Annotated in this window: 12 protein-coding genes; 7 read left to right on the forward strand and 5 right to left on the reverse strand. The window is 43.7% G+C overall.

The window, feature by feature from the left end:
• The first annotated feature begins 82 nt into the window (after positions 1 to 82).
• From AC04NP_RS25950 to AC04NP_RS25970, 5 genes are read left to right on the forward strand one after another with little or no spacing between them, the layout of a single operon-like run.
• On the forward strand, positions 83 to 445 hold the full coding sequence (locus AC04NP_RS25950) for a hypothetical protein (protein ID WP_482862978.1): 363 nt from the start codon (positions 83 to 85) through the stop codon (positions 443 to 445).
• Positions 442 to 897 (forward strand): hypothetical protein, encoded by a 456-nt coding sequence (locus AC04NP_RS25955; RefSeq protein ID WP_482862979.1) that lies wholly within the window; start codon positions 442 to 444, stop codon positions 895 to 897. Before AC04NP_RS25950 ends, AC04NP_RS25955 begins: the two co-directional genes overlap by 4 nt.
• On the forward strand, positions 894 to 1,103 hold the full coding sequence (locus AC04NP_RS25960; RefSeq protein ID WP_482862980.1) for a hypothetical protein: 210 nt from the start codon (positions 894 to 896) through the stop codon (positions 1,101 to 1,103). Before AC04NP_RS25955 ends, AC04NP_RS25960 begins: the two co-directional genes overlap by 4 nt.
• Positions 1,084 to 5,799 (forward strand): strawberry notch C-terminal domain-containing protein, encoded by a 4,716-nt coding sequence (locus AC04NP_RS25965; protein ID WP_482862982.1) that lies wholly within the window; start codon positions 1,084 to 1,086, stop codon positions 5,797 to 5,799. Before AC04NP_RS25960 ends, AC04NP_RS25965 begins: the two co-directional genes overlap by 20 nt.
• On the forward strand, positions 5,796 to 7,319 hold the full coding sequence (locus AC04NP_RS25970) for a hypothetical protein (protein WP_482862983.1): 1,524 nt from the start codon (positions 5,796 to 5,798) through the stop codon (positions 7,317 to 7,319). The genes AC04NP_RS25965 and AC04NP_RS25970 overlap by 4 nt, the downstream gene beginning before the upstream one ends.
• A 20-nt stretch (positions 7,320 to 7,339) precedes the next feature.
• On the opposite strand, the gene AC04NP_RS25975 is transcribed toward AC04NP_RS25970, so the two are convergent.
• The 5 genes from AC04NP_RS25975 to AC04NP_RS25995 all read right to left on the reverse strand — a co-directional run bounded on the left by AC04NP_RS25975 (position 7,340) and on the right by AC04NP_RS25995 (position 10,610).
• On the reverse strand, positions 7,340 to 8,383 hold the full coding sequence (locus tag AC04NP_RS25975; RefSeq protein ID WP_482862984.1) for a hypothetical protein: 1,044 nt from the start codon (positions 8,381 to 8,383) through the stop codon (positions 7,340 to 7,342).
• 54 nt (positions 8,384 to 8,437) lie between these two features.
• Positions 8,438 to 8,680 carry a DUF6520 family protein gene (locus tag AC04NP_RS25980; protein ID WP_482862985.1) on the reverse strand — a complete coding sequence of 81 codons (243 nt, stop codon included), beginning with the start codon at positions 8,678 to 8,680 and terminating at the stop codon, positions 8,438 to 8,440.
• Between the two features lie 152 nt (positions 8,681 to 8,832).
• Complete coding sequence (locus tag AC04NP_RS25985) at positions 8,833 to 9,282, reverse strand: MauE/DoxX family redox-associated membrane protein (RefSeq protein ID WP_482862986.1); 450 nt, start codon at positions 9,280 to 9,282, stop codon at positions 8,833 to 8,835.
• 283 nt (positions 9,283 to 9,565) lie between these two features.
• Complete coding sequence (locus tag AC04NP_RS25990; protein ID WP_482862987.1) at positions 9,566 to 10,162, reverse strand: RNA polymerase sigma factor; 597 nt, start codon at positions 10,160 to 10,162, stop codon at positions 9,566 to 9,568.
• A gap of 157 nt (positions 10,163 to 10,319) precedes the next feature.
• A complete protein-coding gene (locus tag AC04NP_RS25995) occupies positions 10,320 to 10,610 on the reverse strand; it encodes a hypothetical protein (RefSeq protein WP_482862988.1) in 291 nt (96 codons plus the stop codon).
• Positions 10,611 to 10,983: 373 nt separating this feature from the next.
• Between AC04NP_RS25995 and AC04NP_RS26000 the strand changes: the two genes are divergently transcribed.
• Together AC04NP_RS26000 and AC04NP_RS26005 are read left to right on the forward strand one after the other, a co-directional pair.
• Complete coding sequence (locus AC04NP_RS26000; protein WP_482862989.1) at positions 10,984 to 11,565, forward strand: RNA polymerase sigma-70 factor; 582 nt, start codon at positions 10,984 to 10,986, stop codon at positions 11,563 to 11,565.
• Between the two features lie 139 nt (positions 11,566 to 11,704).
• On the forward strand, positions 11,705 to 12,727 hold the full coding sequence (locus AC04NP_RS26005) for a FecR family protein (protein ID WP_482862990.1): 1,023 nt from the start codon (positions 11,705 to 11,707) through the stop codon (positions 12,725 to 12,727).
• Positions 12,728 to 12,732: the final 5 nt, after the last annotated feature.

The following is a 12,732-nucleotide window of genomic DNA, read 5'->3' on the forward strand; positions in this document are numbered from 1 at the left end:
GAATATATGTTTTATGCTTTCGCCTCCCTAGTAGGCGCCGGTGTATTTGGATATTCATTAGAACGAAAAACAAAACAACATTATGGAAATCACTCATAAACGCAAACTCTGGATATTGATGGTCCTACTGATCGCCAACGGTGTCATCAATTTACTATTCTTCGAGCACCGGGTGGACTATCTGGAAGATTACCACCGGGCAAAGGAAAAAATGGAAACTATCGGGCAGGATTATGCCGCGCAAACGCACCGGTTCAAACAAAAACAAGACAGTCTTACACAACGACTCATGATGCTGGACAGCACAATGAAAAAACGAGAATTAGTGTTGCGCCCCCTTCTTGGCAGGATGATACATTATGCCCATGCGGATTGGGAAAAACTTTCGGAGTATGAAAAAGCAAAGTGGACGGAACTGGCCATCAAACAAATCGATACCCCATGAAGTGGACAACTTTACTATTGATCTTTATCACCTTAGTAGCCCGTGCGCAGGATAATAGCTACCTGCGGGTACTCCACCAAGGTGACCTTTTCGAAACCCCGATGCCACGTATGGTGGTACTGGATGATCGCACTTTTGGACAGTACTATTTCTACCGGGTACACTTCGATTCATTGCAAAAAAAGGTGATCGCTTTTGATCATGCTTTTAAACACTTGGATAGCCTGAACTACCGAAAAATTAAGACTCTCCAAGCCTTGATCCATGAAAAAGACCACCAGGTCGCCACCGGTCACAAGGCCTACCTCGACATGAAAGCTATGGCGGATACCAGTCTGGAAAAAGCCGACCGTCTTCAAAAGCAATATACCCGCCAATCGCGGCAAACCAAGTTTTGGAAAACCGCTACGGTCATCCTGTCCGGTGTAACCCTGATTGTCGTCGGCTTATGAGTGATAAGACAGTCATATCGGCGGCTACACTTAGTGGGACATTGGCCGGGTACTATCTGTCTCGTTGGGATGAAAAGCACCGTATTCCCTTCATGCTCATCGGGGGCTTTGTCGGTACAATGATCGGTGAGATACTGGTTAGGAAAAGAAAGCCAAGACGACTGGATTATGTTCACCCCAAGGAAGATGAATTTATCGGGATGTAAACGGGCTGATCATAAGCTCATTCAAAACAAGGGACTGAAAGGCATTAAAAGCCGAGCGCTTCGTGAAACCCGTTATGTTGAACTGGTCACTGAAGCTTTACGCACGAAAACTCCCCTGAACAAAACCAAATTGGAAAAAATAGCGGTCTCTTTTAGGATCACCGATAAGAACGAAGTGAAAGAGCTTACCGAACTGGCCATCGTTCATATAGCAAGAGAACTGGCCCAAGGTGAAGGTAGCGTTCAGGGTAAATACTGGCAGATCGTAGATTTCTACAAGCATCAGGTTAACCTATCTCATCGCACCTCCATGAGCGTGATGCTACAACAGTACAGCACGCCAGCCCCCATCGCATATCTGGCAGGGGTTTTCGTAAAGGCTGATCAGGGCGTTTCTGTTTTTGAACCTTCTGCCGGAAATGGTTTGTTGACTATAGCTGCAAAACCCGGCAATGTAGTCGTGAACGAGGTGGATGATTTTCGCAGGGCCAATCTCGAAAAGCAAGGTTACAAGCTAGTGTTGAAGCAGGATGCCACAGAACCCTTTACCACATTTACTAAAAAGTTTGACGCAGTGTTGACCAATCCGCCTTTTGGCAGGTTGGAAACCGTGGTAACGTATGAGACTTTTCCTATCCGTACACTTGATCACCTGATGGCACTAAGAGCATTGGACACTATGAAAGACAAGGGGAGGGCTGCTATTATCATCGGGAATCATACCCGTTGGGACAGTAAAGGACGAATCCAAGCCGGGAGGAACCGTATCTTTTTCAATTATCTCTATAGTCGTTACCATGTTCTCGATGTAATTAATATTGATGGCAAGCTTTACTCCCGCCAAGGCACATCCTTCGATGTACGGCTGATTTTAGTGGATGGAAGAAAGGTTACCCCCCAAGGAGCAGCACCGCTGGAAGATAAAGACCATGACAAAGTAGTCCGAAACTTTAAAGATTTATACGAAAGAATTATAAATACAATGAACACGGACAGTTTATTACTCAAAGCACAGGCCCTTAAACTCCAACTGGCCCTTTTGGCTTTCGATGAATTGGGCGCACCCTACCTGCCTGCCTCGGAAAGTTGTGTTATCCTAAATACCCAAGTACCTGACAGTATGGAATTCGAAGCCCACAGTGCCGCAAACCGCATCAAAAAAGCGGTAGGGGGCAGTATGGACGGGTTTGTCCGGGAACGGCTGGACTTCGATAGTGAGGTAGCGCTTTGTAAAGCACTGTCCGCCGAACAGATCGATGCCGTAGGCATGGCTATTTATAACATAGAGGCCCGGAAACAGGGCATGATCATCGGTGATCAGACCGGGATCGGGAAAGGCCGGGTAGCGGCCTCTATGATTCGTTACGGTGTATTACACGGTTACAAGCCCATTTTCCTCACCGAAAAAGCCAACCTGTTCAGCGATATTTACCGCGACCTCTTAGCCATCGGTGCGGGGGAACTGGTGCCCTTCATTGTTAACAGCCGGGCATCCAAAACCGATATTAAAGACGAAAACGGCAACATTATACACCAAGCCTTACCACCCACGGAACAAAAGGCGGTGATCGGGGATAAACGAATTCCGGGCCGGTACGACTTTGTGATTGCCACCTACTCACAGTTCAACTCCCCGGAAAAAAAACCGGAAAAACCCGCTTTTCTTCATGCTATTGCAAAGAATAACCTGATTGTCATGGATGAAAGCCATAACAGTTCGGGTTCTTCCAATACCGGTGAGTTCCTCCAATCGGTGATCGCCAAGGCCTCTGGGGTAACGTTTCTGTCAGCCACGTTTGCCAAACGTCCGGATAACATGCCGGTCTATGCTATGAAAACCGCCATCAGCGAGACCAACATGACAAGAGACGACCTTATTGAAGCTATTCAAAAAGGTGGAGTGGCTTTACAGGAAATACTAGCCAGCCAGCTTGTAGCCGAAGGACAGATGATCCGCAGGGAACGTTCCTTCGAGGGGATAGAGGTCAACTATATCACCATGACAGACAAAGCACAGGAACATCGGGCCATTGCTGACAACATCACCGAATTACTTCGGGAAATAATTGCTTTCCAAACCACCTATGTAGATGAGTTGGTGGAAGAACTGGACGATATTGCAACAGCAGAGGGGAAGGAGGTCGAGATCCGTGAGGGTACCTCACAGGCAGGCGTAGACAATATCCCTTACTTTTCCAAAGTGTTCAATGTCATCAACCAGATGTTGTTCAGCCTGAAGGCTGAAGCAGTGGCCAATAAGGCTATTGAACGACTGCATGAGGGTAAGAAACCCGTAATAGCCTTTGCTTCTACGATGGGCAGTTTCATCGAGCAGATGGAAAACGAGAATGGGTTGCCGGTAGCTGACGGTGATATCATCAAAACGGATTTTTCAGAGGTTTTACAACGGGGCTTGGATGGCATCCTGCGATATACCGAAACCGACATCAACGGTAAAAAAAGCTATAAGAAATTTGAGGTGACCGACCTTCCGCCCGAAGCTCAAATGAAGTATCATGATATTAGTGAACACATCAAACAGGTAAGCACTGGTATTACCATATCCCCCATAGATGTCATTTTACAAAAGCTCAAACAAGCAGGATATACAGTAGCGGAAGTCACCGGGAGAAAATACGAGCTGCAACTCAACGCCAAAACCGGGATGGGCCTGCTACAATCCCGTAAGAAGGTCAATACCAATGATGCGTTCAGGGAATTCAATAACAATGAAACAGACGTACTGATGATCAACCAGTCTGGAAGCACAGGGGCATCCGCACATGCCATTCCTACCGACAAAGTTTCCAAACCACAAGTAAAGCAGCGGGTAATGATCGTACTGCAAGCTGAATTGAACATCAATACCGAAGTGCAAAAAAGAGGAAGGATCAACCGGACGGGACAAGTACACAAGCCGGTCTTCGACTATATGATCTCGGCCATCCCCGCAGAACAGCGATTGATGATGATGCTCCAAAAAAAGTTAAAAAGCCTCGATGCCAATACTACTTCCAACCAGAAACAAAGCACGAGTATTCTCGATGTGCCGGACTTCCTGAACAAGTATGGTGATCGGGTGGTTGCAGAGTACCTCAAAGAAAACGAGGAAGTGAATAAACTGATCGGTGACCCTTTAGGGCTTAGATATAATGGAGAAAGTCCTGAGCTGGAAGGAGCCTCTCACAAGGTTTCAGGCCGTGTGGCCGTCCTGTCTGTCAACATGCAAAAAGATTTTTATGACGAGATTGCTACCCGTTATGATGAATTTGTCGAATACCTGAAACAAACCGGGGATTATGATCTGGAGGTAGAGGCCCTTGATCTCGAAGCGGAAACCCTACAGCAACGTACCATCAAAGCAGGAAAAGGTGGAGAAAGCGCCTTTGGAGACGACAGTATCCTTGAAACGGTCAATGCGAACGTACTGAAAAAACCCTTCACGTCCAGTGAACTGGATAATCTTGTAAAAGAAGCATTACAAGGGAAAGAGGCGCAAACCCTGCAGGAGCAACTTACGGAAAAGTTCGGGGCTTTTACGGAAAGCAAACTCTTGGAAGAAATCCAAAAGCAGGAGGAAAAATATAACGAACTGATCGCCGGTATTCCACAGGAAAAGAAACTACTCAGGATACTGGAAAAGCGGGGCGAATCGGATTACCTGCAAGCACAGTCCGAACGAAAAGAGGAACTGGAGGGCGCCCGGCAAAAAGCCATCACCAAAATCGAGAACCAGTTTAAAAACAGGAAAGACTATTTGGAGCGTATCTTTCGTTTTTTCCATATAGGCAAAAAGATCAAATACCCGGTAGAAACCTTCGATGAGGGTTCCGTTTCCCTGTTGGCAGTCAGCTTAGGTTTTATTATCGACGAGAAAAAGAAAAACCCTTACGTTCCCAGCTCCGTTCGTCTGCGCCTTGCCATAGCCGGAAGTCAAAAATATGTCGCCATCCCGGCCAGCTACACCAAAGATATCAACGCCATCATAGGCGTTAGCTCAGGCATCGGTAATCAAAACATTGCCGATACGTTGAAAGAATGGGAAACCTCCATACAAGCCAATAGCACAGACCGAACCGTCCGCCATATTATTACAGGGAATTTACTGCAAGCATTTAGCGACTTCAAGGGTAAGCTGGTCAGTTATACTACGAAAGATAAACAAACGCTAAAAGGTATCCTGATGCCCGAACACTGGCAACCGGAAGAAGCCATCAAAGACCGGGTAATTGTGCCAGTCATCAAAGCACAAATGTTCATACGTTCGCTATCAACCGGCAATATGATCAACACCACCGACGGTATATCTATTTTTCGCCAGCCTGATAGTTACAAGATCGTTGTCCCGTCTTCCAAAAAACGAGGCGGAAACATATTTTTGGATGAAGATATACTCAAACTGGTGGCTGGCAATAATTTCCAGAAAGTGGGTGATAAAATGGCTGCTAACTTTGACATTGAAAAGATCGACAAACTGGTCAGCCTGTTACAGGAAAAGCACTCTGCCAGTGTTGTGCTTACCGGGGAGCAATACCGGGTGATCGAAGGTGAAAATGTACCCAAAAGATCGAGGACATTAAAAATGCTTCCCCCGTCAACGAAAAAGGTAAGGCGCTTAACCCGGCCTGACAATGCTCTCAAATTGAAGGCCAAGGCACTCAAGCTTAAACTTCAACTTTTAAAATTCGCCGCATGATCACGAAAAGTAACTATTACAATAAGGTTAACGAAATCAACATAAATGACCTGCCGGAAACCCTAAAGGCAGGTCATGAGTTTGTAGATGAAACCACCGGGAAAGGGCAGGATTGGTCTGCTTATGAGGGTGAGCCGGAGATCAAAGAAGTAGTCGACCTGTACTTTCAAAAGCTCGATGCATTTCTTAAGGCCACCAAGCTTACTGCCGAACAACAACATGCCAAATCAAAAGATACCACTACCCACAGCAGCAAAAAGGAGCCCGGAAAAACCAAAAGTGCGACAGAACGAAGAACTGTAGGTGTAAAATCCCGATCAACCACGGGGCAAAATAAAGGAAAACCAAAGGTAAGAAGTAAGAAACCGACAACTCGATTTACCGGTAAGTACGTTGAAGCCTATGGCGAGGAAATCCTTTTGATCCGTAGAATGCTCAACATGCATGAAAAGGAAAAGACAAAACACCAGGTTTTACTATTCATCAATGCTATTCAACGTAAGATCGTAGAGAAAAAGGTGCGTAAAACCTCTCCCTACGCGGTGCAAATCAAATTCATCCAAGAGTGGCTGGTGGACCTTTACAACAAAATGGGGGAAACCGTTACAATAGAAATCTCCGGCAAAAAACTGGACAAGTTCCGGCGTATCACCGGGTCGAGGCAGGTCAGGCCTTCCATCCGGCTGATCAAGCGGTATACCAATTTGCATGGCAAACAGGTAGAACATGCAAGGGTAAAGTCTTTACACAATGCCATCGCCAATTCGATCAACAAAGGCAAGATCAAAAAGTCCGATCCCTATTACAATAAGCTGATGAAAATTTTGGACTCACTGCGTGATTTTAATTGTGAAGTAGGAGAAAAAAGCCACCTCAAAATTCATCATGCCACATTGAACGGACTACATGGTATCCTCAACGGAATAGAGAACAGCGATGGCTTAGGCGAGTTACAGGCCATCACAAAAAACAGGATCATGAATAGCCGGGCCATTCAAAACATGACGTTCGAGCGGTTAGGCTTTCAGGGCAAATGGCTGGATTTTATCGGTGATCCTTCTCCCGGTTTTACGGCTATGATCTTCGGAAAGCCAAAAATGGGCAAATCTTTTCTCGCGGTAGACTTTGCCGGTTACCTTGCCGAATGGCACGGCAGAGTTTTGTATGTGGCAAGAGAGGAGGGCATTTATGCCACACTTCAAGAGAAGATACAGGAAATGGCCGTAGCCCATCCCGATCTTGATTTCAGCGATTTTTTGCCTCCTGACTTGTCTAATTACGAATTTGTGTTTCTGGATAGTGTGACCAAGCTAAGCCTGTCGCCGGAAGACCTTGACGAACTAAGGACCAGCTACCCGAAAGTATCCTTCATTTTTATTTTTCAAACCACAAAGAACGGCAACTTTAGGGGTAGGAATGATTTTCAACATGACGTAGACGTAGTGATCGAAGTACCCGAAAAAGGTATCGCTGTGCAGAATGGCCGCTTTAACCAAGGGGGTGAAATGGAGATTTTTTAAAGGTTAGTCGCAAAATCCCTTTAAAATGTGAGGTGGTAGGTATGTAAATAACGATCATTGATGGCTACCAACGTATGATTGAACACCCGGAAGTCCTGCATTTTTAACCCTTTGATCTTGGGGATATAAAAGCTGAATAGATAAGTCCGGTCTTCCAGCGAATAGACATCGATTACGGAATTCCTCTCAAAGGTCAGTTTATCCTCGTTGTCCGCCAGCAATAAAGAATGAATAAATAGCAAGTTGCCCGATACACAACTATGCTTATTCACAATAACAGGTGGTGCGGCCATCGTGGTAGTTCTCCCTTTATTAATTTTGGCAAGCTTGATCCGGGCTTTGCTCACCGTATCGATAGTTTGTCCCCGGTACCGAAGGTGAAGACTCGTATCGATACCGATGTATTGATTACGATAGAAATAGACATACACCAATTGTGAAATGGCAGGATCATAATGCAGCATACCGTCGGTACAGAATGAACCATCTATTTGCTTTTCCAGCAAATTGGAGGAATGTGTTATTAGTGTTGTATCTGTTCGCCTTTTGGTGAGGATGTATTTACCTAACTTATCACTATACGTTTTTAAAACAAAAGAGGTAGGTGAAAGAGGTTCTGAATCCGCAAAATACAGGCTGTTTTTCATCAAAACTTCTGATTTCAGGTCGTTTAAGCTACCCATTAGGATCATTGGGGTTATGCCCTCCAAAAAATAAATGTAGGGAGCATTTACAATCAACCGGGGGGCACGCCTGAACTTAACTTCTTTCCGGACTTGCAGTTTCAAATGGCTGGTATCGGATAGTGAATGATCCGTTTTTATCAATAAGGCGGGCGCTACTTCATTGCCCAAGAAAACATGATGGTTGGTGATACCCGCTATATAAAAGAAATTGTATTCTAGGTCTAACACCCGGATTTGTTGTATCTGGCCACTGGAAAACTTACGGGTAAAATCATTCTTTATCCCCGTACTTGTAGCCAACTGGTAAAGCATCCATACCAGCAGGAGGCTAAAAAACAGGATCACTGAAGGAATTATTAATTTACGAATAGTCGCCATCGACACAAGCGTATTGGATACGGGCATTGGAGAGATCCAATGCCCGCTATCCGGTTAGAGTCTAAAGTACGGTGTTGCACATTTATCATCCTTAAAAATGTCCTTTCCCTGCATTTGGCAAATGTTACCACTGGAAAGGTCACAATTTGCAGGAGGAGTAACACCCTGTTGTAGTGTGCACTGGCCGGCAACGGTTATAAAAACTTCATCCGTAGCAGAGGTAGTATTAGCCGCAAAAGCGACCCCGATAGCGAATATAAAAGCTATAAACGATAGCAAATTTTTAGTTAACTTCATGACATTCTATGTTTAAAGGTTAGTGAATGATGCCTACTCTTTTTGACAGGTTTTCAGCGCCCCCCTGATCCATTGGCCAATAGAATGTTTTTAGTCTTTTTTAAACCAGCGATTGGTTCCCGGTGAATTTAATCCTGACACGTTCATGCAGATCAAACAGTTATGGGTTCTTTTACTTTTGACTTATTTGGCGGGGACGAAGCATTTGATATCATTATCCCCGCCAATCCCAACAACACAAACACGATGTTGAAAATAAGATGCTCCACCCACCCGAAACTTTCCAACACACCTCCACAGGAGCAAGGTATATCCTCTGAAAACTGCAAGATTGCGGTAATGTAAGCCGTGAACAATACCATCAAGCCGAAAGCTGTGTATAAACCTATGATTTGCAAACGCCTCACAGCCAGCATAAAAGCGGTCACCAGCTCTACACCGGGAACCAGCCATACTACTATGCCTGCAAAACTGGTCAGTAACGGTGATTTTCCAATCTGCACCATAAACGCATCGTAATCCATTAATTTGGTCACCGCAGCATAAGTGAAAAGCAAAATGAATAAGAAACGGATCGTTTCGATAGCTATATTTTTCACCATGATTTTCATTTTTTGATTGTGGTTCCAATCACCGACGAATATCCCGGCCTGTTTTCCGGTGCTTTCTCAATTCAGCAAATTTGCTAAAAGCGTTCAGTCCTGATTGAGACTATTTTGCTGTCTTTTTTGTCAAATTAGTTATACTATTTTTTACCCTAGTAATACGATTAAATAAGTTAGTTTCCCTTTAATAAGTAGTATCAAAAAAGTTCAAAATACGTCGAGGAAATTTGATTTTTTTTCAATCGCTTAATATATGGTCTGTTAATCAGGAAAAAACAAGCTAATGATCGCCCTGTCCCTTGATGCGTACCACATTTGCCTTTAACTGCTTCATGGCTCGCCTGAACCTACTTTGTGCTGCTACAGGAGTGGATAGGCCTAATAGACGCGCTACCTTTTTGTAAGTATATCCCCTGATACTTCTTAACAAGAGTATCTTTTTGTATTTGAACGGAAGTGAGTTGTAGGCCCTTGACAAGATACTGTTCCTATTTTCAATGGTCAATTCAGGGCTATGGAATTCATCATGATACCGTTGGAACTCTTTTTGTGCACTTATTCCCAACTTACTAAGCGTGTATTCGTTTTTCCTGTGTCTTGTCTTATTCCTGTAAGAGTAATCCAAACTTTTACACAAATACGCCCGTATGGAAGTTACCTCGGCGGGCAGCTTTCCGACTTTCAGCTTGTTGGTAAGGTCGGTAAAAACATCCTGTATACAGTCTTTAACCTGTTCGGGATCGTTATATTTTCGCCCGTATTGAAGCAGGATAGGAAAAAAGTAAGAGTAAAAGGGGTTGATCCGCTCTTTATTAAAGCATATCCAAAGTGATGCTTCGTATTTTTCCTTTGACTGGTAAAATTTCCCTTTCTCCATTGTTAGTTGATGTTATTAAAAAATCGGGAACCAACAATAAAGGGAATGCTAACTAAAGATCGTATACTGCTTGACTTGCCTTATAAGATAAACCCGAACTCAGATGAGTCTGATTTTTCTATCAATCGCTGTAAATATATTGATATTTTTATTTATGTTAATAATTTTTAGGTGAAATTCGAATGACCTTATGGCTATGTAAACTAGCTGCTTTCTTTCCGGTCATGATTACCTGTCCAAAACCTTTTCTAAGAGAATGGTTTACAGCACTTAGCCCCATACCAATAGGATTTTTTTGGTATTCATTTAAATATTGGCGAAATTGACTACCGTTTAAAAAATTTGACGATAACGGTCTTTTATTCCCAGAACTAAAACCGCCAATATAAAATTCGAACGGGAATAAATCCGAGATGTCCATGCCGTATTGGCGTGGGACTTTTGCCATTGGTTCGATGCGCTAGGCGGTGCGTGGTTCTGTTTGGTTTAAAGTACCACGCTATTTTTTTGCATGGAAGGTATACATTTTGTTCTTTATTGCTGCCACCCGCAGGAGTGTATTGTAGTCCATATTTGGCGAAGCCGCTCGCATTCCTATTCGATACACAACAAAGCCGAAGGAGTGGAAGTAAGACAAGAGTTTATTTCCTTTCTTATAAAAAGATGCAAACATTGGGACAGCCTCGAAATGAAATGTTTCGAAGGCTTAAAAGCTTCGCATTCAGTGCCCGGGAAAAGTGCAGGCGTTGGATTAAAAAAGGAAAGAGCTGTTCGGCAGGGCTGGTTTTTTTGATGATTGTAAGTTATATTTAATAATTTGGTTGTATAGAAAGTTGGCTAATTATTGCGAATCGACAAGTGATCAGGCAATTCTCAAAGATTTAATTGCAGGCAACGAGGAAGCCTTTAAAGAGCTGTATCATCGATACTATTTCAGGCTGCTTCATCTTACCATCGGTATGACTAAGTCCCGTGAAGTTTCCGAAGGCATAGTGCATGATGTATGGGCTAAAATATGGGATCGTAGAGAAAAGCTAAGTCCCGAAGGTTCCTTCAAATCGCTCATCTATACCATGGCGAAGAACCTTTCAATCAACCATTTAAGGGACATTTCCTATCGCAAGGGCTTTGAAAAAGAGTTATCTGAAAACATGGCGGATATTGTACGACATGCTGAAAATGATGTTTGGTTCAACCTTTTTGAACAACAGGTTGAAGACATTTTAGAAAGTTTACCTCCTCAAAAAAAATCCATATTTTTCCTATCCCGTAGAAAGGGGATGAGTTACGAAGAAATCGCCAAAACCCTTGGCATAGCACCTCAAACTGTGGCTAATCACCTAAACAGAACCCTTGAGATTATCAGAGTCCGGTTAGACCGAATCGATACTACCGACTCTTAGAGATAATATTTATTTCCTGCCCTAATGAACTAATTTCCAATTGCTTATAAAAGTACTGGAAATTTTCCCTCTCTCGCACTGGTAGTTTTTGCCATCTCATGTGTGTTACTATAATACAAGTAACAGGAAAAAAAACACCTTGAAAGAGAAAAAAGACATCAAAGTCTTAGCCCAAAAGTTTATCGATAACACGGCTACCGAACAAGAAATTGAAGAACTCATGATCCTGCTTAGATCAGAACCATCCAACCCGGATTTTGAAGCGGTCATCAATGATATGATCCTGAAAATCGATGCAGATAAAAGTCTGAAAAAAAGGGCGGATACTGCGCAGCACCATGTAAAGATCGATACCATTCTATCGAAACGAAAAACAACCGGGAAAAAACAGGTCTTATGGCCGGTGAGAAGAATAGCGGCAGTGATAGCCTTGTTCATGATAGCGGTCTTGTCGATCTACTTTTTGAATACCCAACTGGAAACAAAGTTAGTGGTTCACCAGACCGTTGCGGGAAAGAGGTCTAAGGTCACTTTACCGGATGGAAGTACGGTTGATCTCAATTCAGAAAGTAAGCTGACCTACCCGGAAAGGTTTGATGCCGGTGTCCGGGAAGTAGTCCTCGAAGGCGAAGCCTTCTTCACAGTAAAAGCAGACAGGGATAAACCATTCATCGTAACATCACAACATTTGATCACAAAGGTCTTGGGCACTTCATTTAATATCCGGGCTTTCATCGACGAAAAAAAGGTACAGGTAGTAGTGACCAGCGGAAGGGTGCTGGTGGAAGATCAGCCGATGGGGCACACTGCTCCCAAAGGGATCATTCTAACCAAAAATGAAATGCTGACCCTTGACATTTCCGATAAGACTATGACCAAGACATCGGGCAACTTCGACGAACTCATAGCTTGGAAAGATGGTATTCTGGTTTTCAATGCTGTGGAACTTAGAGAAGTAGCTAAAAAGCTCGAACGCTGGTTCGGAATGAAAATTTACCTCGATAACGAACCATTAGGAAATTGCCTGATCAAAGGGAAGTTCCATAATAAAAGCCTCGACAGAATTCTTGACCTCATCGGGTGGGGCATGGACGACTTTAGCTATGAACATAAGGATGAGGGGATACTGGTAAAAGGGAAAGGTTGTGATACTGATGAGTAAAAATA

The sequence above is a fragment of the Agaribacillus sp. DX54 genome (assembly GCF_056858335.1).

Bases quoted from the DNA above. Each gene is read 5' to 3' on its own strand.
- AC04NP_RS25995 (WP_482862988.1), bottom strand. From the start codon at position 10,610: ATGGCAAAAGTCCCACGCCAATACGGCATGGACATCTCGGATTTATTC.
- AC04NP_RS25950 (WP_482862978.1), top strand. From the start codon at position 83: ATGGAAATCACTCATAAACGCAAACTCTGGATATTGATGGTCCTACTG.
- AC04NP_RS25970 (WP_482862983.1), top strand. From the start codon at position 5,796: ATGATCACGAAAAGTAACTATTACAATAAGGTTAACGAAATCAACATA.
- AC04NP_RS25965 (WP_482862982.1), top strand. From the start codon at position 1,084: ATGAATTTATCGGGATGTAAACGGGCTGATCATAAGCTCATTCAAAAC.
- AC04NP_RS25990 (WP_482862987.1), bottom strand. From the start codon at position 10,162: ATGGAGAAAGGGAAATTTTACCAGTCAAAGGAAAAATACGAAGCATCA.
- AC04NP_RS25980 (WP_482862985.1), bottom strand. From the start codon at position 8,680: ATGAAGTTAACTAAAAATTTGCTATCGTTTATAGCTTTTATATTCGCT.
- AC04NP_RS25985 (WP_482862986.1), bottom strand. From the start codon at position 9,282: ATGGTGAAAAATATAGCTATCGAAACGATCCGTTTCTTATTCATTTTG.
- AC04NP_RS25960 (WP_482862980.1), top strand. From the start codon at position 894: ATGAGTGATAAGACAGTCATATCGGCGGCTACACTTAGTGGGACATTG.
- AC04NP_RS25955 (WP_482862979.1), top strand. From the start codon at position 442: ATGAAGTGGACAACTTTACTATTGATCTTTATCACCTTAGTAGCCCGT.
- AC04NP_RS25975 (WP_482862984.1), bottom strand. From the start codon at position 8,383: ATGGCGACTATTCGTAAATTAATAATTCCTTCAGTGATCCTGTTTTTT.